Annotated in this window: 22 protein-coding genes and 2 tRNA genes; 10 read left to right on the top strand and 14 right to left on the bottom strand. The window is 65.0% G+C overall.

Annotated features, from left to right (window positions below):
• Nucleotides 1-151: 151 nt before the first annotated feature.
• Nucleotides 152-1981 carry a heavy metal translocating P-type ATPase gene (locus tag B9Z03_RS14910; RefSeq protein ID WP_085467671.1) on the top strand — a complete coding sequence of 610 codons (1830 nt, stop codon included), beginning with the start codon at nt 152-154 and terminating at the stop codon, nt 1979-1981.
• A gap of 39 nt (nt 1982-2020) precedes the next feature.
• On the opposite strand, the gene aspS is transcribed toward B9Z03_RS14910, so the two are convergent.
• Nucleotides 2021-3808 carry an aspartate--tRNA ligase gene (gene aspS, locus B9Z03_RS14905; protein ID WP_085467670.1) on the bottom strand — a complete coding sequence of 596 codons (1788 nt, stop codon included), beginning with the start codon at nt 3806-3808 and terminating at the stop codon, nt 2021-2023.
• 453 nt (nt 3809-4261) lie between these two features.
• On the opposite strand from aspS, the gene B9Z03_RS14895 reads away from it, so the two are divergent.
• From B9Z03_RS14895 to rnd, 3 genes are all read left to right on the top strand, one after another.
• Nucleotides 4262-5032: an NAD(P)-binding domain-containing protein gene (locus B9Z03_RS14895; protein ID WP_085464929.1), complete on the top strand. Its 771-nt coding sequence runs from the start codon at nt 4262-4264 to the stop codon at nt 5030-5032.
• 101 nt (nt 5033-5133) lie between these two features.
• Entirely contained in the window at nt 5134-6375 is a 1242-nt protein-coding gene (locus B9Z03_RS14890; protein ID WP_085464928.1) for an MFS transporter, read from the top strand.
• 64 nt (nt 6376-6439) lie between these two features.
• On the top strand, nt 6440-7597 hold the full coding sequence (gene rnd, locus B9Z03_RS14885; protein ID WP_085464927.1) for a ribonuclease D: 1158 nt from the start codon (nt 6440-6442) through the stop codon (nt 7595-7597).
• 3 nt (nt 7598-7600) lie between these two features.
• On the opposite strand, the gene ppx is transcribed toward rnd, so the two are convergent.
• A complete protein-coding gene (gene ppx, locus B9Z03_RS14880) occupies nt 7601-9115 on the bottom strand; it encodes an exopolyphosphatase (RefSeq protein ID WP_085464926.1) in 1515 nt (504 codons plus the stop codon).
• Nucleotides 9112-11322 carry an RNA degradosome polyphosphate kinase gene (locus tag B9Z03_RS14875; RefSeq protein ID WP_085467669.1) on the bottom strand — a complete coding sequence of 737 codons (2211 nt, stop codon included), beginning with the start codon at nt 11320-11322 and terminating at the stop codon, nt 9112-9114. The genes ppx and B9Z03_RS14875 overlap by 4 nt, the downstream gene beginning before the upstream one ends.
• 152 nt (nt 11323-11474) lie before the next feature.
• Between B9Z03_RS14875 and B9Z03_RS14870 the strand changes: the two genes are divergently transcribed.
• The 3 genes from B9Z03_RS14870 (at nt 11475) to B9Z03_RS14860 (ending at nt 14109) form a co-directional block, all read left to right on the top strand.
• Nucleotides 11475-11720, top strand: coding sequence for a zinc-finger domain-containing protein (locus B9Z03_RS14870; RefSeq protein ID WP_085464925.1), 246 nt, complete (start codon nt 11475-11477; stop codon nt 11718-11720).
• Nucleotides 11721-11730: 10 nt separating this feature from the next.
• Nucleotides 11731-12999: an FAD-dependent monooxygenase gene (locus B9Z03_RS14865; protein WP_085464924.1), complete on the top strand. Its 1269-nt coding sequence runs from the start codon at nt 11731-11733 to the stop codon at nt 12997-12999.
• Nucleotides 13000-13152: 153 nt separating this feature from the next.
• Nucleotides 13153-14109, top strand: a complete 957-nt coding sequence (locus B9Z03_RS14860; RefSeq protein ID WP_085464923.1) for a hypothetical protein — start codon at nt 13153-13155, stop codon at nt 14107-14109.
• Here B9Z03_RS14860 and B9Z03_RS14855 read toward each other — a convergent pair.
• From B9Z03_RS14855 to B9Z03_RS14835, 5 genes are all read right to left on the bottom strand, one after another.
• Nucleotides 14084-14788, bottom strand: a complete 705-nt coding sequence (locus B9Z03_RS14855; RefSeq protein ID WP_085464922.1) for a TIGR02117 family protein — start codon at nt 14786-14788, stop codon at nt 14084-14086. The genes B9Z03_RS14860 and B9Z03_RS14855 overlap by 26 nt on opposite strands.
• Before the next feature lie 10 nt (nt 14789-14798).
• Nucleotides 14799-15602, bottom strand: a complete 804-nt coding sequence (locus B9Z03_RS14850; protein WP_085464921.1) for an amino acid ABC transporter ATP-binding protein — start codon at nt 15600-15602, stop codon at nt 14799-14801.
• A gap of 10 nt (nt 15603-15612) precedes the next feature.
• Nucleotides 15613-16770, bottom strand: coding sequence for an amino acid ABC transporter permease (locus B9Z03_RS14845; protein WP_085464920.1), 1158 nt, complete (start codon nt 16768-16770; stop codon nt 15613-15615).
• Between the two features lie 10 nt (nt 16771-16780).
• Complete coding sequence (locus B9Z03_RS14840; protein ID WP_085464919.1) at nt 16781-17971, bottom strand: amino acid ABC transporter permease; 1191 nt, start codon at nt 17969-17971, stop codon at nt 16781-16783.
• Nucleotides 17972-18035: 64 nt separating this feature from the next.
• Nucleotides 18036-19067, bottom strand: coding sequence for an amino acid ABC transporter substrate-binding protein (locus tag B9Z03_RS14835; protein WP_085464918.1), 1032 nt, complete (start codon nt 19065-19067; stop codon nt 18036-18038).
• 347 nt (nt 19068-19414) lie between these two features.
• On the opposite strand from B9Z03_RS14835, the gene B9Z03_RS14830 reads away from it, so the two are divergent.
• Nucleotides 19415-20584, top strand: coding sequence for a cystathionine beta-lyase (locus B9Z03_RS14830; RefSeq protein WP_085467668.1), 1170 nt, complete (start codon nt 19415-19417; stop codon nt 20582-20584).
• A gap of 62 nt (nt 20585-20646) precedes the next feature.
• Here B9Z03_RS14830 and B9Z03_RS14825 read toward each other — a convergent pair whose 3' ends face one another.
• The 3 genes from B9Z03_RS14825 to B9Z03_RS14815 all read right to left on the bottom strand — a co-directional run bounded on the left by B9Z03_RS14825 (nt 20647) and on the right by B9Z03_RS14815 (nt 21756).
• Nucleotides 20647-21126, bottom strand: coding sequence for a hypothetical protein (locus B9Z03_RS14825; protein ID WP_085464917.1), 480 nt, complete (start codon nt 21124-21126; stop codon nt 20647-20649).
• 231 nt (nt 21127-21357) lie between these two features.
• Nucleotides 21358-21434: transfer RNA gene (locus B9Z03_RS14820), tRNA-Arg, on the bottom strand.
• A 16-nt stretch (nt 21435-21450) separates the two neighbouring features.
• On the bottom strand, nt 21451-21756 hold the full coding sequence (locus tag B9Z03_RS14815) for an ETC complex I subunit (protein WP_085464916.1): 306 nt from the start codon (nt 21754-21756) through the stop codon (nt 21451-21453).
• 107 nt (nt 21757-21863) lie between these two features.
• Between B9Z03_RS14815 and B9Z03_RS14810 the strand changes: the two genes are divergently transcribed.
• Nucleotides 21864-21940, top strand: a tRNA-Pro gene (locus tag B9Z03_RS14810).
• Between the two features lie 69 nt (nt 21941-22009).
• Nucleotides 22010-22588 (top strand): hypothetical protein, encoded by a 579-nt coding sequence (locus B9Z03_RS14805; RefSeq protein WP_085464915.1) that lies wholly within the window; start codon nt 22010-22012, stop codon nt 22586-22588.
• A 114-nt stretch (nt 22589-22702) separates the two neighbouring features.
• Here B9Z03_RS14805 and hdaA read toward each other — a convergent pair whose 3' ends face one another.
• Genes hdaA through B9Z03_RS14790 form a run of 3 tightly spaced genes read right to left on the bottom strand, consistent with a single transcriptional unit; the run spans nt 22703 to nt 25140 of the window.
• Nucleotides 22703-23404 (bottom strand): DnaA regulatory inactivator HdaA, encoded by a 702-nt coding sequence (hdaA, locus tag B9Z03_RS14800; protein ID WP_085464914.1) that lies wholly within the window; start codon nt 23402-23404, stop codon nt 22703-22705.
• A gap of 10 nt (nt 23405-23414) precedes the next feature.
• Nucleotides 23415-24551 carry an AI-2E family transporter gene (locus tag B9Z03_RS14795; protein ID WP_085464913.1) on the bottom strand — a complete coding sequence of 379 codons (1137 nt, stop codon included), beginning with the start codon at nt 24549-24551 and terminating at the stop codon, nt 23415-23417.
• Nucleotides 24552-24585: 34 nt separating this feature from the next.
• The gene (locus tag B9Z03_RS14790; protein WP_085464912.1) at nt 24586-25140 is read right to left on the bottom strand and encodes a CDP-alcohol phosphatidyltransferase family protein; all 555 of its coding nucleotides are present in this window, start codon (nt 25138-25140) and stop codon (nt 24586-24588) included.
• Nucleotides 25141-25222: the final 82 nt, after the last annotated feature.

Below are 25222 nucleotides of genomic sequence, written 5' to 3'. Positions count from 1 at the left end.
GCGCCCGCGCAGGCTGGCTTGTGCGCGCCGGACTGCCTAGTGTCGCGGTCCCGACACGCCAACCCAGGAGGCAGGCGACGTGCAAAGCCAGATTCTCAAGGATCTTTCGGCCTGGCTGACAGCTCTGACGGTGCTTGGCCTTCTGGTCGCGATGGCGGGAGAATGGCTTGTCGCTGGTGAAACCGGCGAGGTGCTTCTGATGGCAGGATGCGCCCTCGCCTTTGCAGCCGGTGGCATTCCGTCCGCATGGCGCGCCTTGGTCGAGCTGGTCCGTGAGCGCGTCCTCGATATCGACCTTTTGATGGTCGTCGCGGCCGTCGCCGCGGCGGTCGTCGGCGCACCGCTTGAAGGCGCCGTGCTCCTGACGCTGTTCAGCATTTCCTCGACGCTTGAGGAACGAGCGCTCGGGCGCGCGAGGCGCGCAATCGAGGCGCTGATGGCGCTGCGTCCGGAGACGGCGCTGCGCAAGCACCCGGACGGCACGGTAGAAGAGATTCCGTCGGAGGCGCTCGCCGTCGGCGACGTGGTGGTGCTGCGTCCCGGCGCTCGGGTCCCCGCGGACGGCGTCATCCTCGCGGGCCGCGGCACGCTGGACGAATCCAACATCACCGGCGAATCCATGCCGGTGGCCAAGCAGGCTGGGGCGCAGGTGTTCGAGGCGACGGTCAATCTCGACGGCGTGCTCGATGTCACCGTGGCGAAGACCATCGCCGACAGCACGGTCGCGCGCATGATCGCACTTGTGACGGAGGCGCAGGCGGCCAAGGCGCCGTCCGAGCGCTTTAGCGCCTGGTTCGGACAGCGCTACACGGTAGCGGTGCTCGTCGGCTCCATCCTCGCCTTCCTGACGTTCCTCTGGCTGGGTTACGGCCGCTACGACGCGCTCTACCGCGCCGCGACGCTGCTGGTTGCAGCAAGCCCCTGCGCGATCGTCATCTCGGTGCCCGCCGCGATCCTGTCCGCGCTGTCGGCCGCCGCGCGCGGCGGCGTGCTGTTCAAGGGCGGCGCCGCGCTGGAAACACTCGCGGCCGTTGACACCTTCGCCTTCGACAAGACCGGCACGCTGACCACGGGTCGCGCCGCCGTTACCGGCGTGGTCGCGCTGGACGGCTCTCAGGAGGAATTCCTGCGCCTGCTGGGCGGGCTGGAAGCGCAGTCCGAACATCACATCGCCGCGGCCCTGCGCCGCGATCTCGCCGAACGAGGGCTCGACCCCGTGCCTGTCGCCGACGTCACGACGCATCCGAGCGCCGGTATTGTCGGTTGCTACGACGACCAAAAGGTATGGGCCGGCAATCCTCGGATGGTGGAGCGCATGGGAGCGAGCATCGGCTATCCCGCCCTGCAGGCGCTCGCCGACGGCACGCAGACCGTGATCTATGTCGGGCGCGGTGCGACCACGTTGGGAGCTGTCACCATCGCCGACGAGGTGCGCGACAGCTCGCGCGCGGCCGTGGATGCGCTGCGCAGTGACGGCGTGCGGACGATCGTGATGATGACCGGCGACAGGCGCCCGGTTGCGCTGCGGATCGGTGCCGAACTCGGCTTTAGGCCGGAGGAAATCCACGCCGAGATGCTGCCCGAGCACAAGGTAAGCGAGGTCGCGCAGCTTTCGGCTTCCGGCAAGGTCGCCTTCGTCGGCGATGGCGTCAACGACGCCGCCGCCCTTGCCCGTGCCGATGTCGGTATCGCCATGGGCGCGGCCGGCTCGGACGTGGCACTGCAGGCGGCCGACGTGGCATTGCTCGCCGAGGACATGGAGCGGCTGGCCGACGCCCACCGGCTCGCCCGCCGCGCTGCGCGCATCATCCGCCAGAACCTGACCTTCGCCATGGGCGCTATGGCAGTGCTCGTCACCGGCGCCCTGTTCTTCGAGCTTCCGCTGCCGATCGCCGTGATCGGCCACGAGGGCGGCACCGTGCTCGTGGTGCTGAACGGGCTCAGGCTGCTCACCGACCCGATCCGGCGCGATGCATCCTGAGCAAGCTCTCTCCCGACATCCGGGAGAGAGGCCCTGGCCTCAGTCCTTCTTCTTGGGCATCACCCGCAGGCCGAGCTCGTTGAGCTGGCCAGGCGAAACCTCGGACGGCGCGTTCATCAACAGGTCGTAGGCCTGCTGGTTCATCGGGAACATGGTGATCTCGCGCAGGTTCGTCGCCCCCACGAGCAGCATCACGACGCGGTCGACGCCGGCCGCCATGCCGCCATGCGGCGGCGCGCCATACTGGAAGGCGCGGTACAGACCGCCGAAGCGCTCCTCGACGGTCTCCCGTGACAGGCCGACCATCTCGAATGCCTTGACCATCGTCTCCGGCAGGTGGTTGCGGATACCGCCGGACGCGATCTCGTAGCCGTTGCAGACCATGTCGTACTGGAACGCCTTGATCCCGAGCGGCTCGGAGCCGTTCAGCGCGTCGATACCACCCTGCGGCATCGAGAACGGGTTGTGGGCGAAGTCGATCTTCTTCTCGTCCTCGTTCCACTCGAAAAACGGAAAATCTACGATCCAGCAGAGTTCGAAGCGGTCGCGGTCGACAAGGTTCAGTTCCTCGCCGGCCCGGGTGCGAGCGGCGCCAGCGAACTTGACGAACTTCGAAGGATCGCCGGCGACGAAGAAGGCCGCGTCGCCATCTTCCAGCCCGAGCTGGGTGCGAATGGCATCCGTTCGTTCCTCGCCGATGTTCTTGGCGATCGGACCGGCGCCTTCCAGCTTGTCGCCTTCCTTGCGCCAGAAGATATAGCCGAGCCCCGGCTGACCCTCCTGCTGCGCCCAGGAGTTCATGCGATCGCAGAAGGCTCTGCTGCCGCCGGTCTTGGCCGGGATCGCCCAGACCTGCGCCCTCGGGTCGTTGGCAAGTATGCCGGCGAACACCTTGAAGCCCGAGCCGCGAAAATGCTCTGACACGTCCTGCATCTCGATCGGGTTGCGCAGGTCCGGCTTGTCGGAGCCGTATTTGCGCATTGCCTCGTCATAGGCGATGCGGCGGAATTTCTGCGTCACCGGCTTGCCGTCGGCGAAGGTCTCGAAGACCCCGCGCATGACCGGCTCCATCGTCTCGAACACGTCGTCTTGGGTGACGAAGCTCATCTCCAGGTCGAGCTGGTAGAACTCGCCCGGCAGCCGGTCGGCGCGCGGGTCCTCATCGCGGAAGCAGGGTGCGATCTGGAAGTAGCGGTCGAAGCCGCTCATCATGATCAGCTGCTTATACTGCTGCGGCGCCTGCGGCAGCGCATAGAAGGTGCCGGGATGGATGCGGCTCGGCACGAGGAAGTCGCGCGCGCCTTCCGGCGACGAAGCAGTAAGGATCGGCGTCGAATACTCGGTGAAGCCCGCCTCACCCATACGCTTGCGCATCTCGGCGATGATCTTGGTGCGCTGCACGATGTTCCGGTGCAGCGTGTCGCGGCGCAGGTCGAGGAAGCGATACTTGAGACGGATGTCCTCCGGATAGTCCGGCTCGCCGAACACCGGCAGCGGCAATTCCTTCGCGGCCGAAAGGACCTCGATCTCACGTGCGAACACTTCGATCTCGCCGGTTGGCAGATTCTTGTTCACCACCTCGTCGGCGCGGGCCTTCACCTCGCCGTCGACGCGGATTACCCATTCGCCGCGCACGGTCTCGGCCGTCTTGAAGGCCGGCGAATCCGGATCGGCGACGATCTGCGTCATGCCGTAATGGTCGCGCAGGTCGATGAACAGCAGCCCACCATGATCACGTACGCGATGCACCCAGCCCGAAAGGCGGACATTGCCGCCGACATCCGACTTGCGGAGGGCGGCGCAGGTGTGGCTGCGGTAGCGATGCATGGCGAAAATCCAGTCCAGGAAATGAGGCTCGGACCCGCCGAAGCGGCCCGAAAAGTCGCGGGAAAAGCGCATCAAAGGCGCATTTTGTCAAGCCGAAGCCGCTTCGGGGCGGACTGCACCCGCCGCGAAGGAGACAAGCGAGCAACAGTTGGAACCGGACGATGACCAACTATTCCCGCCATGCGTATGAGCCCCCGGCCTCTCACCACGGAACCCGGGTCTCGCGCCTTCGGAACGACACCGACGAGCAAGGGATAAACTGGGCATGCCCTGCCCTATGTGATAGGCCCCGCTGGGACTTCATCACGGCAATACGATTGATGAGAGAGAGCGTAGAATGGCGCTTGCCCAGGTTTTCAAAGGCATCGTTCTTACTGAACCTCATAATATCTTCCCGAAGATCGAACGTTACCATCGCCCCCTCTCCAGCCTGACCGGCGCGGAGGCACGCGCATGAAGACGCTCGGTTTCATCGGGACGGGCGCGATCACCGCGGCGTTTATCGAAGGGTTGGTTGCCGGCGGCCATCGCAACCCGATCCTGGTCTCGCCCAGGTCCGAGCACCTGTCCGAAGCGCTTGCAGCGCGCTTCGAGACGGTCAGCCGTGCGGCCTCGAATGCGGAGGTAACTCGCGACAGCGACATCGTCTTTTTGGCGATCCGCCCGGCTCAGGTCGAGGAAGCCCTGCGCGGGATCGAATTCCGTCCCGGCCAGATCGTCTGCTCCTTCGTGACCGGCCTGCCGGTTCCGGAACTCGAAGCGATCGCGCCCACCGCGACCGTCTGCCGGGTGCTGCCGCTGCCTGCCATCGCCATACGCAAAGGACCGGTGATCCATTATCCGCGCGTACCTGAAATCCTCGACCTGATCGAAGGGATGGGGGATGTCGTCGTGCCGGCGACGGAAGCGGATCTCGTCGCCATGGGCGGCGTCAGCGGCTTCATGTCTTCGTTCCTCGACCTCCAGGCCGCGCTGGCGGGATGGCTCGAGGGCCGCGGCGTCGCGCCGGAGGCTGCCAATCTCTATACCCGCTCCATCTTCTCCGGCCTCTCGGAGACGGCGCTGCGTTCGCCGAAGACGCTGGCCGAGCTGGCTGGCGAGCATGAAACCAAGGGCGGCCTCAACGAGCGCACACGCAACTATCTCGCCGGGCGCAATTGGTTCGCCGAACCGGGCCTTGCGCTCGATGCGGTGCAGCAGCTCTCTCGCACCCAACTGAAATAGCGGCTGCGACGACGCTTCTGGACCATGTCCCGGCCGCCGCTGAGCATGGCCTGCCGATGCTACGCAACCTATAGAGGGACGTTACGTCACCGCGAGTCGCCTTGTCCTCCATCCGGCCCCTGATCCCGCTTCTGCTCGCCGCCGGCATTCTGCTCGGCGGCAACGGGCTGCAAGGCACGCTGATCGCGCTGCGCGGAGCGCAAGAGGGTTTTTCGCCCGCCACGATCGGCTTCATCGGCACGACCTATTTCGCAGGCTTCCTCATCGGCTGCTTCACGATCACGCCGATGATGAAGGAGATCGGCCACGTGCGCTCCTTCGCCACGCTGGCCGCGATCGCATCGGTTGGCGCCCTGGTTCTCATCCTGTTCATCAATCCGTTCGTCTGGGCGGGCGTACGCTTCGTCAACGGCTTCGCCTTCGCCGGCCTGTTTACGGTGATGGAGGCCTGGCTGCATGCCGGCGTGTCGAACGAGAACCGGGCCCGCGTGCTGGCGATCTATCGGGTCGTCGACATCGGCTCGGTCACCGGCGCGCAGTTCCTGATCCCGGTGATCGGCATCGAGGGATTCGCGATCTTCGCGCTGATGTCGATCATGACAACCTTGTCGCTGGTGCCCGTCTGCCTTGGCGACCGCTCCAACCCCAAGCCGCCGGAGAACGTGAAGCTCGATCTCCGGCGGTCATGGGCGATCTCGCCGCTCGCCGCGATTGGCTGCATTGCGGTGGGCGTTACCAACAGCTCCTTCCGAACGCTGTCCCCGGTTTATGCCGAGCAGATCGGCATGTCGGTGGCAGACGTTGTCACTTTCGTCAGCGCCGGCATCATCGGCGGCGCGCTGGTCCAGTATCCGCTCGGCTATCTTTCCGACCGCTGGGACCGCCGATCGGTCATCCTGACGACCTCTGCGGGCGCAATGGTCGCGGCGCTGGCGCTCGCATTCCTCGCCGGAACGACGCCATTGGCGAACTTCGTCTACGTCTTCGTCTTCGGCTCGTTCGCCATGCCGATGTTCTCGCTCTGCGCCGCCCATGCCAACGACCGCGCCGGCCCGTCGGAATATGTGATGCTCAACGCGGCGCTGATGCTGTTCTACTCCGTCGGCGCCATCGGCGGTCCGGTCGCCGCCTCCTGGACGATGGAGAGCTTCGGGCCGAACGCGCTCTTCATGTTCAACGCCTCGGTCTATCTGGTCTTCATTTTCATCGTGCTCTACCGCATGCAGGCCAGGTCTGGCGTGCCGGCCGAGCGCCGCGGCCGCTTCATCGCGCTGCTGCGCACCTCGACCATCTTCGCGCGCCTTGCCGGCCGGCCGCAGCGGCGCAAAAGGGACGAGGACTGACCGCCATGCTTGACGAAACGGCCTCGGGCTGAAAGGACGGGTACCGTCCTTCCAGAGCCTGTCCATGCATCTCATCACCAAGCAGAGCGAACTCGAAACCGCCATCGCGCAGCTGGCGAAGTCCGAGTTCGTCACCGTCGACACCGAATTCATCCGCGAGACGACCTTCTGGCCTGAACTCTGCCTCATCCAGATCGCCTCGCCAGACACCACAGCGCTGATCGACCCGCTGGCGCCCGGGATCGACCTCAAGCCGTTCTTCGAGCTGATGTCGGACGAGAAGGTGCTGAAGGTCTTCCATGCGGCGCGCCAGGACATAGAAATCATCTTCCACCTCGGCGACCTGATCCCGCATCCGGTCTTCGACACGCAGATCGCGGCCATGGTCTGCGGCTTTGGCGACAGCGTCTCCTACGACCAGCTTGTGCAGCGCATCACCGGCACGCAGCTCGACAAGTCCTCGCGCTTCACCGATTGGCGCCACAGGCCGCTGTCCGACAAGCAGCTCGAATATGCGCTGGCCGACGTTACCTGGCTGCGCGACGTCTATCTTGACCTGCAGAGCCGGCTCGACTCTCGCCAGCGTTCGAACTGGGTCAAGGAAGAGATGGACGTGCTGACGTCGCGCGACACCTATGACCTGCATCCGGAAAACGCCTGGACACGACTGAAGATGCGCGTGCGCAAGCCGATCGAGCTCGCCGTGCTGCAGCACGTCGCCGCCTGGCGCGAACGCGAGGCACGCGAGCGCAACGTGCCGCGCGGGCGCGTGCTCAAGGACGACGCGATTTACGAGATCGCCCAGCAGCAGCCGCGCGACGCCACCGCGCTCGGACGGCTGCGCACCACGCCCAAGGGCTGGGAGCGTTCGTCGAGCGCAGCCGCTCTTCTGGCGGCTGTCAACGCGGCGCTCGCGATCCCGAAGGAGGAGCTACCCAAGGTTCCCCGTCAGGCGCAGCCAAGCGAGGGCGCCAATGCGGCGGCCGAGATCCTCAAGGTTCTGCTGCGCATCATCGCCGAGAAGGAAGGTGTCGCGCCCAAGATCATCGCCAGCGGCGACGACATCGACCGCATCGCCGCCGAGGGCGAGAAGGCCGAGGTCGAGGCATTGAGCGGCTGGCGGCGCGAAGTCTTCGGCGAGAAGGCGCTGCGGCTGATCCGCGGCGAGCTCGGCATCCGCTTCCAGAACCGGCGCATCAACGTCTTCGAGATCGGCGACTGACGCTCAACCGTCCGCGACCATCCGCAGGCTCTTGTTCGTGATGCGGGCGAGTTGCGCCAGCCGGCCCATCGGCCGTTCGCCGATCAGGTCGGCGTGCGACTTCGGCACCACCAGCGTCAGCGAGCCGTCCTCGCCTTTCTCCCAGCGCAGCCGCGGAATGATACCCGGCATTGAGGCCGACAGCAGGTAGACCACGCGCAGCATGGCACCGAGGAACCGCGCTCGCTCGACATAGCGCGGCGGAGCGAGCTGGATGATCTCGGGCGCAGCCCCATCGTCTATCAGCCCCTCGTGGCGGTAGAGATTGGTCAGCGCGATGAAGACGCGGCCCGGATGGTCGACGCCGATGAAGGAGGCGTGCGCGATGATGTTGAGCGACTGCACGCCGCGATATTCGGGATGCGCACGCCAGCCGATGTCGGCGAGCAAGCAAGCCGCGCGGCGGTAGCGCGCCTCGTCCTCGGTCTCGTCAATGCCGAAGGCGGCGAAGGAATGGCCGGTCCATTCCGCAAGCTCGTGCGCATGAGTCACCGAGCGCGCCCGCAACAGCGCCAGCTCTTCCGATGCCGAAATCAGCGGGTCGGTCCGCTGATCGTTCGGAGACAGCAGCGAATAGAGGAAGCCCTCGCGCACGCCGAGTGCCGAGACGACAATCCGGCCGGGCTTCATCACCCGGATGATCTCCTGTAACACGACCGCGCCGTAGGCAAGCAGGGCACGGCGGCTCTTGGAGACCCGCTCGATGCCCTTCATCTTCTCGATCTCGCCGCGCGCGACCTGTTTTAGGAAGTTGGCCGAACCCTCGACGCTCATCTCGTAGTGGTGCATCACGGCGAGCGGATAGTTCGTCGCCGCCATGTGCAGGCGGGCCAGGTTTCGCCAGGTGCCGCCGACGCAGTAGAAGGTGCGTCCCTCCCCGCTCTTCAGCACCTCCGCCCTCTTCAGCTCGTTGCGAATGATCTTGGTCGCCGCCTCGATAGAGCCCTTCGACATGTCGTCGAGCCGCAGGCCGCCGAGCGGCAGGGTGATGCCACCGCCGATCTCCTCGCCCTTGACGTCGACCACTTCGAGGCTGCCGCCGCCAAGGTCGCCGGCGATGCCGTCGGCGGGGTGGAAACCGGATATCACGCCGAGGGCGGAGTAATAGGCTTCTTCCTTGCCGGTCAGCACCCGGATGTCGACGCCGAGAATGCCTTCCGCGCGCTCGATGAATTCGGGCCCGTTGACGGCCTCGCGCGCGGCCGCCGTGGCTATGACGTAGAGCTGCTCCGCACCGGCCTGTTCGGAAAGCGCTCGGAACCGGCGGAACTCCTCCATCGCGCGCAGCATCGCGTCCGGATCGAGACGTCCGGTCGACACGATCCCCCGGCCAAGGCCGGCGAGCATCTTTTCGTTGAAAAGGACCGTCGGCGAGCGCGCGATCCCCTCATAGATGACGAGGCGGATGGAGTTCGAACCGATGTCGATGATCGACACCGGGCGGCGGTCCTGCAACCGCCCCTGGGAAGCGCCTATCATGCGGGCGCGGACGCTTTCGTCTTCGAGCGACGCTTGTGCTGCGCGATCCGCTTCGGAGCGTGCGATTTCAGGGCGTCACCTCGGCCGGACAGGCTCGGATTCGTCATGAAATATTCCTGCGCGTTGAAGGGTTCCTCGCCCTCCTCGAGCAGGGCCCGCCGGGAGGTGCCGTCAGCCAATACTTCGAAACTTTGCTGGTTGTCCATGATGTTTCCGAGCATGATCTGGCCGAGCACCTGTTCATGCACAGTCTGGTTGGTCAGCGGCACGATCAGCTCGACGCGCCGGTCGAGGTTGCGCGGCATCATGTCGGCCGAGCCGATGTAGATGATCGCCTCGTCCGACGGCAGGCCCTTGCCGTTGCCGAAGCAGTAGATTCGGCTGTGCTCCAGGAAGCGGCCGATGATCGATTTGGCGCGGATGTTGTCCGACAGGCCCGGCACCTGCGGGCGCAGGCAGCAGATGCCGCGCACGATTAGGTCGATGTCGACACCGGCCTGGCTCGCCTCGTAGAGCGCGTCGATCACCTGCGGATCGACCAGCGAGTTCATTTTCATCCAGATCTGCGCCGGACGGCCGGCCCTGGCATGCGCGATCTCGTCGGCGATGTGCTTGAGGATACGCTTGCGCAGCGTGAACGGCGAGACCGCGATGGTCATCTCCTCGGCCGGCTCGGCATAACCGGTGATGAAGTTGAAAAGCTGCGCCACGTCGCGCGCGATCGCCGGATCGACGGTGAAATAGGACAGATCGGTGTAAATGCGCGCCGTGATCGGGTGGTAGTTGCCCGTGCCGAGATGGACGTAGCTGCGCAGCTTGTTGTCCTCGCGGCGAACCACCAGCGACATCTTGGCGTGGGTCTTGAGCTCCATGAAGCCGAACACGACCTGCACGCCGGCGCGCTCCAAGTCGCGCGCCCAGCGGATGTTTGCCTCCTCGTCGAAGCGGGCCTTCAGCTCTACCAACGCCGTCACCGACTTGCCGGCCTCAGCCGCGTCGATCAGCGCCCGCACGATCGGGCTGTCGTTCGAGGTGCGGTAGAGCGTCTGCTTGATCGCGACGACTTCCGGATCGAACGCCGCCTGGCGCAGGAACTGCACCACGACGTCGAAGGATTCGTACGGATGGTGAACGACGATGTCCTTCTCGCGGATCGCCGCGAAGCAGTCGCCGCCGTGCTCGCGGATGCGTTCGGGGAAGCGAGGATTGTACGGCTTGAACTTCAGGTCGTCTCGGGCGACCGACACGATCTCCGAGATCTGATTGACCGCCAGCAGCCCATCGATGATCGATACGCGGTTCGCCGGCACGCCGAGCTCCGTCGAGACGAAGTCGCGCAGTGTCTCCGGCATCTCGTGGTCGAACTCGATGCGGATCACAGAGCCGCGGCGGCGGCGCTTCAGCGCGCTTTCGAAGAAGCGGACGAGATCCTCTGCCTCTTCCTCGATCTCGATGTCGGAATCACGAATGAGGCGGAACGTCCCCGACCCCTGCACCTCGTAGCCCGGGAAAAGCTGGCCGATGAACATCGACACCGCGTCCTCCAGCCGCACGAAGCGGACGCAATCGCGATAGTCCGGCAGACGGATGAAGCGGCGCAGTGCCGTGGGCAGGCGCAGGAGCGCGATCATCGTCTCAGGTTCGCGCTTGTGCTTGAGCTGCAGCGCGATGGAGAAGCCGAGATTCGGGATGAACGGGAACGGATGCGCCGGATCGATCGACAGCGGTGTCAGAACCGGGAAGATCGTCTCCAGGAAATGGGTCTCAAGCCAGACGCGCTCTTCCTTGTTGAGGTTTTCGCCGCGCACCACCTCGATGCGGGCGTTTTCGAGCAGGCCGAAAAGCAGCGAAAGGCTCACCTGCTGGTCATGCTGCAGGCGGCTCACCTCTCGCAAGAGCTGCTCGAGCTGCTGCTCGGGCGTGCGTCCGTCCGCGCTCTTGGTCGTGATCCCCTCGCGGACCTGCCCCGCGAGACCAGCCACGCGCACCATGAAGAACTCGTCAAGGTTGGCAGCCGAGATCGACAGGAAGCGCACCCGCTCCAGCAGCGGATGGCTGGTGTTCTGCGATTCCTCCAGCACGCGGCGATTGAACTGGAGCCAGGAGAATTCGCGATTGACGTAGCGGTCGGGATCTCCGGCGTCCGTCGCCGCAGCCACCTCCGGCGCGATTGTGAATTCGTGTGAAACCGCGGTGATCTCGTTCATCATCCTGCCTTTGACGCGTGCCTCTCCAGCGCCGTCCACACAGTAGACGGCTTTGTTCTTTCCTGACAGGCATTTGCGACACTTTGATTGCACGCGCCTTGCAAAGCGCAAAGAGTTGCGCCAAAGGCTTTCGGAACCGAACGGAGATCGCGATGGCTGGCCACGGCATCCCTCATTTCCAGAACGACGCCGGATACCCGACGATCGCAATCGGCGTCACCGAGTTCATGTGCGTCGGCGCCAATCCGCCCTTCGATCATCCGCATGTCTTCCTCGACATGGGGGACGACGTCGAGAAGGTCTGCCCCTACTGCTCGACACTCTACCGGCTCGATCCGACGCTGAAAGAGACCGAAACGAGCCCGGCCGGCTGCCTCTACGTGCCGCGCGCGGCCTGATCCCACGGCAATGGCCCACGGCGCGACGCCGCGCTCGCGGCAGGTCGTCATCGCAGGCGGCGGCATCGCCGGCCTGACCGCGGCGATCGCCTTCGCGTCCAAAGGATTTGCGGTACGGCTCTTCGAGCGCGCGGCCGAGCTGCAGGAGGTTGGCGCCGGGCTGCAGCTTTCGCCGAACGCGACGCGCATCCTCTCCCGCTTCGGCGTGCTGGACCGGCTGCGCGGCGCCTCCATCCGGCCGGAAGCTGTCATCTTGCGGCGCGCGGCGGATCTGCGCGAGATCGCGCGTGTCCCGCTCGGCGAACGGGCGACGGCGCGCTGGAAAAGCCCTTATCTCGTGCTCCACCGGGCCGATCTCCATGCCGCCCTCCTCGCCGTCGCCTCGCACATGCCGGACGTGGAGATCGCCACGGGCGCGCCCGTCACCGACGCCGCGATCCATGCGCGGGGCGTGACGGTCGCCGTCGAACAAGCGCGCGGCCTGCGTGAGGTTGACGCGCTTCTGCTGGTCGCGGCGGATGGCGTCTGGTCCGGCCTGCGTCGTCTCGTCGGCAGCGCCGGCGTTAGCGCCTTTTCGGGTAGGATCGCGTGGCGCGCGACGGTCCGCGCCGATGGCGACGCTGTCGCCATGCTGTCGGAGCATCTGCGGCGCGACAGCGTCAGTGCTTTTCTCCACCCGCGCGCGCATCTGATCGCTTATCCGGTCCGCGGCGGCAGCGCGATCAATCTCGCCGCCTTCACGCGAGGCGCGAGCCCAGACATGTCCTGGTCTCGGTCGCGCGACGCCCGGCCCCTTGTCGCGGCCCTGCAGGGGGCCTCCGGATCGCTCACAGCTTTCCTCCAGGCGATCGCTTCCTGGACGGTCTGGCCGATCCACACGGTCGATCCGGGCTCCCCCTGGGCGAATCCCGGCGGCGCGGTGCTGATCGGCGACGCGGCGCATGCGATGACGCCGTTCGCGGCCCAAGGTGCGGCCGCCGCGATCGAGGACGCCTATGTGCTCGCGGCAACGGTCGCCGACCAACCCGACGACATCGGCGCCGCACTCCGACGCTACGAGAAAATCCGCCGCCCGCGCGTCGCCGCGGTTGCCCGGCGCGGCGCGTTCAACGCCTTCACTTGGCATGCCGGCGGTCCGATCGGCCTCGGTCGCGATCTCGTGCTCGGCCTGTTGCCGTCCGCAAAGCTCGCTGCCGACCTCGACTGGCTCTATGGCTGGGATGCGGACAAGGCACTGGACGCCACTCCGCCCTCCGCGGTCCGTTCGGCTTTCCGCTGAGAAAAGTTCGGGGGCACTCGGTCGAAGCGATCAGCCGACAGCCTGCAGGTCCGCGATCTTTCCCTCACCACGGCGGGAATCCGCCATTTTCGCGTCAAGTGAGCGTCACAATCCAGTCTCAGGCTTGATCCCGGCTTGGGAGACCTGTCGGACATGGGCATACGCAACTTCTCGTGGCGCGTCCCGGTTGCGCTAATCCTGCTACTTCTTGGTCTCGCGATTGGCACTGCCCCATCGCACGCGGATCCGCCGCCGGCCAAAGCGAGAATCGGCGATCTCACCTTCTACTACGATCCCTTCAACTGGCGCTTCGAACTGGCGGGCACAGGGCTGACAGTGACCTGTCTGCAGGTCGACTGCCGGGGCGCGGTGTTCGACTTCTCCGTGCGTGACGCGTCCGGCGAATGCGGCGAGGAAGCCGTTCGACGCACAGCGGAACTGTTGTTTCCAGCCGCCGACCGCCATCCCGTCAACATCGTACCCGCCGGGCGCTTCGGTCTCGTCAAGGCGGAGAGCCGCTACGGACCGGATCTGCAGTCGCCGACCTATGTCTATGCCTGCCTCGACTGGCAAGACCGCGAATACCGCTTTGCCACGCGACCCGAAACGGTCGGCCGAATGTCCTGGGCCGGCGGCGCCCTGCACTATCTCGTAAGTCGCGCGACCGCTCCGCCGGCCCGTATCGCCACCGTCAGGCTTCGCGATCTCGAAATCCCCTATTCGACGGAGATCTGGCGGGCGACGGAATTCGTTCCGAGAGAGAGCCACAGGCTGCTGTTCTGCCTGCCGCCCACCTGCGACGGACACGGGGGTTTCGTCACCGTCTCGGCGAAGCCGGCCGCCGGCTGCGAGCCAGATCCTGCTGGTCTGTCTCTCCCCCAGGCGATCCTGACGCCTCTGCACGCGGGGTCCGACGGGCCGCAATTCACCGTCACGACGATCCACTCGCCTTGTCGCAATTACGTCCCACCGATACGCAGGGCCTGCCTGTGGCACAACGGCGTCGCCTACCGTATCGTGACTGGCGGGCTTGGGGGGTGCCGCTCGGACCTCGGCGTTCCGGCCGGTGCATTTACCGAGCTCGTCAACGCCGCCCGTCTCGCGCCGTAGCCGCCATTCCTGGGAGATCGTTGAACGTCCGCAGCGACCAAGCGAGGCTCTGCGGCAACGGATTCCACCAACCGGTTCGAAGCCCCGCCCGCCTGAGCACCGCGCCGGTCCAGGTGTTGCAGCCGACGACGGCGTTAAAGGTGCCTATGCCTTCGTAGAAGCGATCATAAGGGCCGTAGGAGCGGCCCTCGATCAGGATGGGTTCGCCGTCCGCGTCGCGCGCAAAACCATCCAGGGACGCGCTTACCATGTCAGCGAACGCCGCCTCGCTCAGATCGATCGGGATGACGCCCTCTATCGTCTGGTCGATCTCGCCCGCGATCGCGACATGCATCGCCGAGCTGTCCGCCGTGAGTGCGCGCAGCACAGGGCCGGGCTTCAGATCAGACCAGGTCGGGGTCTCAAGATAGAAGGAACGACCGCCCCATCCTACGACGAGCCATTTGACGGCCGGATCCGACAGGGGAAGCCCGGAAGAGGAGAGAAAGCCCAGTCTCTCGATGACGTCCGGATCGGCAGGAAGCGCGATGTCGGTGTGGATCGGGTTGGAGAGCACGAGGATGCGCCTCGGAGCTTCGCGGCCCGCCGCTGCCGAAGTGAGCAGCGGTCGCGGCACGATCGCTCCCGCGAATGGCGCCAACACCACCAGCACGAGCGCGACGACCAGGCGCCGACGCATTTGCCAGCCGTCAGTGAAGAATCTGGCTCAAGAACAGCTTCGTCCGCTCATGGCGCGGATGGTCGAAGAATTCGGCGGGCGTATTCTGCTCGACGATCTGGCCCTGGTCCATGAAGATCACCCGGTTGGCGACTTTTCGCGCGAAACCCATCTCGTGGGTGACGCACAGCATCGTCATGCCTTCCTCGGCCAAGCCCACCATCGTCTCCAGCACTTCCTTGATCATTTCCGGATCGAGCGCCGAGGTCGGCTCATCAAACAGCATGATGCGCGGGTTCATGCAGAGAGAGCGGGCGATCGCCACGCGCTGCTGCTGGCCGCCCGACAGCTGTCCCGGATACTTGTTGGCCTGCTCGGGAATTTTCACTCGGCGCAGGAAGTGCATGGCCGTCTCCTCGGCCTGCTTCTTCGGGATTTTCCGCACCCAGATCGGCGCCAGCGTGCAGTTCTCCAGGATCGTCAGGTGCGGGAAAAGGTTGAAGTGCTGGAACACCATTCCGACCTCGCGACGCACCTCGTCGATCTTCTTCAGGTCGTTGGTCAGTTCCTTGCCGTCGACGACGATCTTGCCTTTCTGGTGCTCCTCCAGCCGGTTGATGCAGCGGATCAGCGTCGACTTGCCCGAGCCGGACGGACCGCAGATGACGATGCGCTCGCCACGCATGACCTTGAGGTTGATGTCCTTGAGCACGTGGAAGTCGCCATACCATTTGTGCATGCCGACGATCTCGACGGCGACCTCCGTCGAGGAGACCTGCATCTTGGAGCGGTCGACCTCGAGCTCTTCTGCCGAAACGGCGTTCTCGCTGGCCATGGTGGTTCCCCTATCTTCTGTAGCCGGTGTCGAGCCGGCGTTCCATGTAGATCGAATAGCGCGACATGCCGAAGCAGAAGATCCAGAACACGAAGCCCGCGAAGATGAGGCCCGTGAGCGGCGTCTGCGGCGTGATCCAGTTCGCGTCCGAGAAGTTACGGCGTACCGCGCCCAGAAGGTCGAACATGTTGACGATGTAGACCAGGCTGGTGTCCTTGAAGAGGCCGATGAAGGTGTTGACGATGCCCGGGATCACCAGCTTCAGTGCCTGAGGCAGGATGATCAGCCGCATCTTCTGCGGATAGGACAGCCCGAGCGAATCCGCGCCCTCGAACTGGCCCTTCGGGATCGCCTGCAGGCCGCCGCGGATCACCTCCGCCATATAGGCAGACGCGAAGACCGCCACGCCGATCAACACGCACAGGAAGTCGTCGATCTTGGCGTTGTTCGGCATGAAGAGCGGCAGCATCTTCGTCGCCATGAACAGAACCGTGATCAGCGGCACGCCGCGCACCACCTCGATGAAGACGACGCACAACGCCTTGATGACCGGCAGGGTGGACCGTCGGCCGAGCGCAAGCAGCACGCCGACCGGCAGCGACACCACGATGCCGACATAGGACAGGATGATCGTCACCATGAATCCGCCCCACTCGCGGGTCGGCACGTAGCGCAGGCCGAACCAGCCGCCGGGCAAGAGGATGTATCCGATGATCGGCAGCACGACGAACAGGCCGATGGCGTTGGCCGTCTTGTAGGGCGCGCGCGGGGTCAGGAACGGCACCAGCAGCGCCACCAGGAGCACGGCGCACAGTGTCGGCCGCCAGCGTTCGTCGATCGGGTAGGTGTTGAACATGAACTGCCCGAACTTGTTCATCACGAAGTTCCAGCACGCGCCCGACCAGCCATCGGGCTGGATGCCTCCCTGCGAGACCGTGGCACAGAAGGTCCGGTTGTCGCCCGTCCACTGCGCGTCGATGAACAGCCAGCGAACCACTGGCGGCACAAACCAGGCAAGGACCGCGAGCGCGATCAGCGTCAGTACGGTGTCGCTGGGCGTGGCGAACAGATTGGTACGTGCCCAGTGTACAATACCCTTCTGGCCGGCGGGAGCAGCCTGGGGCAGTTCCATGTCCTGCCGCACATAGGCGATCTGGTTTTCCTGCATGACGGCCTCCTCAGCGCTCGACCAGCCGCACGCGGGCGTTGAACCAGTTCATGAAGAACGACATGGCAAGGCTTATGGTGAGGTAGACCACCATCCAGATCGCAACGATCTGGATCGAGTTGCCGCTCTTGTTCAGGATCGTTCCACCGACCGAGACGAGGTCCGGATAGCCAACGGCGATCGCCAGCGACGAGTTCTTCGTCAGGTTGAGGTACTGGCTGGTCAGCGGGGGAACGATGATGCGCAGCGCCTGTGGGATGACGACGAGGCGGGTCGTGGTGCCGGACCGCAGGCCGAGCGCATGCGCTGCCTCCGTCTGGCCGCGTCCGACCCCCTTGATGCCCGCACGCACGATCTCGGCGATGAACGAGGCGGTATAGAGCGACAGCGACAGATAGAGCGCAAGAAACTCCGGCCCGATCATCATGCCGCCACGCGCCTGAAAGGCCCCCAGCACGGGCACGTCGAAGGAGATCGGAAAGCCTGCCGCGGCGAGCGCGATGAGCGGCAGACCGATCAGCAGTCCGACAGAGGTCCAGAACACCGGGAAGCGCTGGCCGGTCGCCATCTGCCGCGCCTTCGCGCGGTTGGCGACGAAGAAGCACATGGCGATCGCGACCAGGAAGGCAACACCGACGAGCCATGCGCCCTGCCCCCAGACGACTGTCGGGATGGTAAGGCCGCGATTGGAGAGCAGCGCGCCGAAGGGAAGGTTAAACGCGTCGCGCGGCTGCGGCAGGATCGCCAGCACGCCGAGATACCAGAAGAAGATGACGAGCAGCGGCGGTATGTTGCGGAACACCTCGACATAGACCGTGCACAGGCTGCGGATCAGCCAGTTGCGCGACAGGCGGCCGATGCCGATGACGAACCCCACGATCGTCGCCGTCACGATGCCGACGAGCGCGATGAGGATTGTGTTCAGGAAGCCGACGACAAGCGCGGTCGAGTAGCTGGAGTCCGCCGTGTAGGCGATGAGCGACTGGCCGATGTCGAAACCGGCGCGCTCGTTCAGGAAATCGAACGAGATGGTGCGGCCGATGCGGCGCAGGTTTTCCTGCGTGTTGTTGACGATCCACACGATCAGCGCGAACAGCGCGACGAAGGCGAAGATCTGGAAGGCGATCCCGCGGACGACGGGATTGTAGATTAAAGGAACCCGTGGCGCACCGTCGCTGCGCAATACCTGTTCGTTCGCCATACCGGCCTCCTGTTGCGACGTTCCGGGGGCGGCGGGTGCCGTCCCCGGTCTGCCTGCCAGAAGGTCAGCGAATGGGCGGTGCGTACTGGAGGCCGCCCTTCGACCAGAGAGCGTTCAGGCCGCGCTGGATCTTGAGCGGGCTTTCGGTGCCGATGTTCTTCTCGAAGATCTCGCCGTAATTGCCGACGCCCTTGACGATGTTGACGACCCAGTCCTCGCCGAGGCCGAGATCGGCGCCGAACTTGGCGTTGGCTTCCATGCCCAGCACGCGCTTGATCTCGGGGTTGTCGGAGCCCTTCATCTCCTCGACGTTCGCCTGGGTGATGCCGAGCTCCTCGGTGATAACCAGGGCGTTCGAGACCCACTTCACGAGGTCGAACCATTGGTCGTCGCCTTGACGCACCAGCGGTCCGAGCGGCTCCTTCGAGATGATCTCGGGCAGCACCATGTGGTCGCCAGGCGCGCTCAGCTGCAGGCGGATGGCATAGAGGCCGGACTGGTCGGTGGTGTAGACATCGCAGCGGCCGGAATCGTACGCCGCGTTGACCTCTTCGAGCTTCTCGAAGACGACCGGATTGTATTCCATCTTGTTGGCGCGGAAGTAGTCGGCGAGGTTCAGCTCCGTCGTCGTGCCGGTCTGCACGCAGACCGCGGCGCCCGAGAGCTGCAGCGCCGAGTTCACGCCCGGTACCTTCTTCGTGTTGATCATGAAGCCCTGGCCGTCATAGTAGTTGACGCCCGCGAAGTTGAACTTCAGCGAGGTGTCGCGGCTCAGCGTCCAGGTGGTGTTGCGTACCAGGACGTCGACGGTGCCGTTCGCCAGCACTTCGAAACGGTCCTTTGCGCTCGTCCCGGTATATTCGACCTTAGAGGTATCGTTGAAGATCGCCGCGGCGATCGCCTTGCAGTAGTCGACGTCGAAGCCGGAATACTCGCCCTTGTCGTTCGGCGCGGCGAAGCCGGCGAGGCCGGTGTTGACACCGCATTTCAGCACACCGCGGGCCTTAACGTCATCGAGCGTGGCGGCGGATGCACCGGCTGCCGACAGCGCGAAAACGGCCGCGCCGGCGAGTCCCAGGAGAATCTTGCTAGTCATCGTACTGAACCCCTTTTTGTTATAGCTGCAGGGCTGTTCCACCCCGTACGCCTACCCATGGATAGGATGCGCAGCGTTCCCCACGCTTTCGGAAACGCCATTTTCTGTCCGTTTCCCGCACCTTCCCGTTCACGGAGTTTATCGAAGGCGATTATTCCAGCGAGGTCAAGTCTCCTATGACAGAGCGCATGTTCCGCAAGACTTTTTCATCGAAGATACCTTGAGACTTATGCCTTTTTCGCAGCTACGCGCTGCCGCCTGATCGTCCGTGCGCCACATTGCCATGTAATTGCGCTCGCGCTGCGCAGCTTATATGCAGCGGGTTTCGCATCGGGAACCGCATGGACATGGCAGGCAAGACGGACGGATTCGGGGTCAACACGAGGCTTGCGCATATCGGCAACGACCCGCGCGACTTCCACGGCTTCGTCAACCCGCCGGTGGTCCACGCTTCCACGGTCCTGTTTCCGGACGCCCGCACGATGGCGACGCGCGGGCAGAAATACACCTACGGCACCCGCGGCACTCCGACAACGGACGCGCTCGCGACGGCGATCGACCACCTCGAAGGCTCGGCCGGCACGATCGTCGTGCCCTCGGGCCTCGCGGCGGTCACCGTGCCGCTGCTGGGCTTCGTCGCGGCGGGCGACCACGTGCTCATCACCGATTCCGTCTACCGTCCGACCCGGCATTTCGCCGATACGATGCTCAAGCGCCTTGGCGTCGAGGTGGAATATTACGACCCGCTGGTCGGAGCCGGTCTCGCGGCCCTGATGAAGCCGAACACAAGGGTTGTCTTCACCGAATCTCCCGGCTCGAATACGTTCGAGATCCAGGACATCCCCGCCATCGCCAAGGCCGCGCATGCGGGCGGTGCCGTCGTGATGATGGACAACACCTGGGCGACCCCGCTCTACCTGCGCCCACTAGACCATGGTGTCGACATCTCAATCCACGCCGCCACGAAATATCCCGCCGGCCATTCCGACGTGCTGCTCGGGACAGTGTCGGCGAACGCAGCCTGCTGGCCGAAGCTTTCCGAGGCCTTCAACACGCTCGGCTGCTGCGCCGGCCCCGACGACGTCTACCAGGTGCTGCGCGGCTTGCGCACGATGGGGGTCAGGCTTGCGCATCACCAGCAGAGCGCGCTCGACATCGCCCGCTGGCTTGAAGGGCAGAACGGCGTCGCGCGTGTATTGCACCCCGCACTCGAGAGCTTCCCCGGCCATGCGCTCTGGAAGCGCGATTTCTCCGGCGCGAGCGGTATCTTCTCGGTCGTGCTCGCGGGCGGCGGCGAGAAACAGGCGCATGCCTTCCTCGACGCGCTCCAGATCTTCGGCCTCGGCTATTCCTGGGGCGGTTACGAAAGCCTCGCCGTGCCGGTCTTCCTCGGCGATCGAGTCATCGCCAAGGGTCCCTACGAAGGCCCGGTCATGCGCCTGCAGATCGGCCTTGAAGACGTCAAGGATCTTAAGGCCGACATTTCCCGCGGCCTCTCGGCGGCAGCGGCCGCCTGAGCGACGCAACATCGGCGGAAAGGTCGCTTCCCGCCGATGCCGCGTCCGTTCCGATTTGATCGCTAGAGCGGGAAGCGCTGCCCCTGGAAGCGCATCCGCACATTGCAGGTCGGCGCGTCCGAATCGAAGCCGTTGATGTCGATCGTCGCGTTGAGGTAGATCGTCGCCGCTACCGGCGAGGCGGGAACTTGGGCCGGGATACGCGCCTTGGCCGTGTAGAGCGTCGCGCTCTGGCCGACCTGCGTGACGTTCACGTTTTTGAGCGTCGCCCCCACGAGCGAGCCGGTCGGCAGGGTGAAATTCTGCGCATAATAGGGATTGAACAGCGAAAGCCGGCTGCTGTTGCCCTGCCCGTTGTAGTTCGCCGGCCGGTAGCGCGCCGTCGAACAGTTGCCTACCGTCACGCCGATTGCCGCACACCCAGCCGAAACGGTCTGGATGCAGGCATTCCCCCGAAAATGATTGGACTGCGCCGTCGCAGCGGTCGCGCCCGCACAAAACACTGCGCCGACGAAGAACAGTCGGCCCACGATGCTTCTCATCAAACCCTCCAGCCTTATTCCCACCCCACTAACTGATTGATCTGCTGGATCTTACGCAAAGTCAATTTGCCCGGAGAGATAATTCACTCTCGTCCGGCCTGTTCGGAAAGCTTAGGATCGTCGCGATCCAGAAACGAACAAGCATAGAGAGGTTCGTCTAAGCCGCAGAATTCGCGGCATGCCTGCTTCACACATCAGGCGAATGGCCGTTTTCAGGCTGCTAGAGAAAAATGGCGATCCCGACAGGATTCGAACCTGTGACCATCGGCTTAGAAGGCCGGTGCTCTATCCAGCTGAGCTACGGGACCGGGTAGCGTGCGAGAGCTAGTGCGTCCACGGCACCTTGCGGTCATAGCGGAAATTGTCGGAATAGGAAATCTGCCGGCGCTTGGCGTCCTTCGGCTCCTGTACGCGGTAGTCGATGCCGTGCTTCTCGGCATAGGCGATCGCCTCTTCCTTCGTCTCGAAGGTCAGCCGGATCTGGCTCTTCATGTCGCCGGATGTGGTGTAACCCATCAAGGGGTCGATCTTGCGCGGCTGTTCGGGGTCGAAGTCCAGTACCCAATGGCCGGTCTTGGCCTTGCCGGACTGCATCGCGGTTTTCGCGGGGCTATAGATTCTCGCGGACATGGGCGCCTCGTCTTCACGTAACGCTGCTGCATCGCGCACAGCCGCCGTCCCGTCAAGAGCAGATGCCCTTGCCCTTGCCGGCGTGATCCACTAGGGGAGTGGCCGTCCGGAGTGTAGCGCAGCCTGGTAGCGCACCTGATTTGGGATCAGGGGGTCGCAGGTTCGAATCCTGCCACTCCGACCAGCGGCCGGACGGCATGCCATCATGCTGACAAAGGTTGTGCCCAAAGCTTTCGCGTGCCGGGAGCGAGACATGTTTGCGCGCAAGAGCCAGATCACGGAACCTGGGTGGAAAGGTCGCAGGCTGCACACGGGCGCGGCACTGCCTGCCGCGGCCGCGCTGCTCCTTGCGGGCAGCCTGGATGCTTCGGCCGAGATGGCGATCAATGGCGACGCCAAGGCCATGACTGTCACGATCTCCGAGATGCAACGGGGCGAGGTCATGGCCGAGATGGCGCAGCGCTTCGGCTTCAAGGTCGCCGGCCAGGTCGGCGACGACCAGCCGATCAACGGCCGTTTCCGCGGCGACCTCGGCGACGTTCTGGCGGCGATCCTGCCCGCGAACGGCTTTCTCATCGTCTATGAAGGTGGCCGTCCCACGAAACTTGTGCTCTCCGACCGCAGCCAGGAGGGAGCGGCACCGGTGGATCCGAGCATGACCTCAATGCAGCCGAACGGCGACGCCACCTGGATGGAGACGGGCGAAGGCGGCCACGGAGCAGCCGGGCTCGGCGGCGGACAGGTGATCGATCCTACCCAGACCGCGCCGCCACCATCGCAAGAAATGCCTCCGCCCGAAGACGTGGGGCCACCGCCGGAACCCGAGCTCTAGGCCTGGCGACGGTGTAGGTCGTCGCCCCTCGTACATTGTTGGAAAATGCTTTCGCCGGAACACTCGAGCCGACGCGCTATTACGTCCTGATGGAGGCTCGCTTTTACTCCGGGATTATAAATCCAGCTTCTCCTGCCCGCTCTCGGCGGCACCGATGATGTCGGCCGCCAAGGCGCGCGTGATCCGGGTCTTGCGGGACAGCGCGGCCTGATCGAGCCGCTCCACCACGACCATCGCGGTCGACAGCGACCGCTCGATGCGGTTGACGATATAGGTCACGACATGCGGCTCGACCTGTACCTGCCGGTCGGCGAAAAGCTTGGTCACCACTGCCGTCAGCAGCAGGTCGTCCGGCTCCTCGATCTCGACGATCGTCGCCGCTTTCAGCCGCGATGCAAGGTCGGCCAAGCGCACGCCCCAGGCGGCGGGAAACCGGCGCGAGGTCAGGAGAACGTGCCCTCCCCCTTCCCGCGCCGCGTTGATCAGATGGAAGAGGCCGGTCTCGTCGACGTCCCCCTCGACGCCATCGATCAGCACCGCGCCACCGGAGGCAGCGAAGGAGACGACATCGGGATCGATCAGGCCGGGTTCGGTTGAACGCGCGGCCGCAGCCTCCGACCAGATTGACGCGAGATGCGACTTTCCGGCCCCCGCGGGACCTGCCAGCACCACAACGGGCGTCGGCCAGTCCGGCCAACGGTCGACCAGCGTCGTCGCCGCGGTGTTCGCGCCGGTGACGACGAGTTCGTCGCGCGACAGGCCGGGGCCGCTCGTCAGGTCGAGCGGAAGCTGCGCGGGGGGCCGCTGGTCCTGCATCGGTGTCGCCTCAGGCCAGCGGTGCGTCCGGCCCGTGTCCCCGGTAGAGAGGAGACTCGAGGTAGCGGCCGAGCGCGAAGCGGACGAGGACAGCAACGGCGGCGGCGGCCGGAACGGCGATCAGCAGGCCGACGAAGCCGAACAGCGAGCCGAAGGCGAGCAGGGCGAACATCAGCCATACAGGATGCAGCCCGACGCTGTTGCCCACGAGCTTTGGCTGCAGGATGTTGCCTTCTATGAACTGGCCGAGGAAGAAGATGCCGGCCACCGCCGCAACCATGATCCAGTCCGGCCAGAACTGCACCAGCGCCACGCCGACCGCCAGCACCAGCCCGACGAGCGAGCCGACATAGGGGATGAACGAGATCAATCCGGCGAACAGGCCGATCAGCAGGCCGAAGTTCAATCCGGCGATGGTCAGCCCCACAGCATACATGATGCCCAGAACCAGGCAGAGCGTGCCCTGCCCGCGCACGAAGCCGGCGGTCGACGCGTTGATGTCGTTGGCGATGGCACGAACGGTCGCGACATGGTCGCGCGGCACCCAGCCGTCCACCGTTGCGACCATGCGGTCCCAGTCGACCAGCATATAGAAGGCAACGACGGGGGTGATGACCACCAGCCCGGCCACGTTCACCAGCGCCAGACCCGAGCTCAGGATCGATTCGAAGATGGTGGTGACGAAGCCCGCGCCTTGCGAAACGAGCGAGGACAGCGCACTGCGCAGGTTGCCCGCGTCGACCCCGAAGCGCTCCTTCAGCCATTCCGGGTCGATGCTGGTGATCAGTGTCTGGAGCCGCGCCAGATATTCCGGCATCTTGGCGATCAGGTCCGCGCCCTGCGTCGCCAAGATCGGCACGATCACCATCAGCGCCAGCACGAGCGCGACGATGAAGCCAAGCAGGATGACGATGGCCGCCACCAGCCGGGAGCCGAACCAGGCCTCCAGCCGGTCCGCGACCGGATCGAGGAAATAGGCCAACACCATTCCGGCCGCAAACGGCAGCAAGATCGACGAGAACATGTAGAGGAAGGCGACGAGCAGCGCGAAGGCGCCGGCCCAAAAGGCGATCTGGCGCCGGAACGCGCCGGCCAGCACCGCGTCCGCGATCTCCTCGTTCACTGCGAGCTGCGCCGCGGCCGGCATCTGCGGCGTCGAATGCGCGTTCGCAGCCGGGTGCTCAGCCTGTTTTGTCCGTTTCGGCATAACCACCCATATGCGTGAGCCAAGCGACGAGATAGGCCGCCGCCGAAGCCACGGTCAAGAGCCCGGACAGGATCACGAAGCCGTCGCGCACCGTGCCCAGCCCGAGGCTGAAGGCGAGATCGGCCAGCACCAGCGCCGCCAGTAGAATCTGCACCGCCGTGTTCGCCTTCGACACGTAGAGCGGTTTCACCTCCACCGGATGCCCCATCACCGTCGACAGCATCACCGCCGAGATGATCAGCGCGTCGCGCGACACGGCCGCGATCACCAGCCACAGCGGCAATTCGCCCATGTAGCCGAGCACCACGAACACGGAGACCAGGAGCAGCTTGTCCGCGACTGGGTCTAGGTAAGCGCCGAGCTTGGAACGCTGGTTGAAATGCCGCGCGATGAAGCCATCGACCCCGTCCGAGACGCCGGCCAGCACGAACAGGCCGAGCGCCCAGCCGACCTGCCGGTCCATGAGCGCCCAGATGACAGCCGGCACCAGGAAGAGCCGCAGGATCGTTATGATGTTCGGGATCGTCAATGTGTCGAGCCTCCTCCATCGCCCACCCGCCCGATAGATGGCCTGTCGCGGCGGTCGCTGCAAGGCGTCGCGGCCGCGAGGT

Source organism: Mesorhizobium australicum (assembly GCF_900177325.1).
GTDB classification, from domain to species: domain Bacteria; phylum Pseudomonadota; class Alphaproteobacteria; order Rhizobiales; family Rhizobiaceae; genus Mesorhizobium_A; species Mesorhizobium_A australicum_A.
This window is presented reverse-complemented; position numbering and strand designations above follow the sequence as displayed.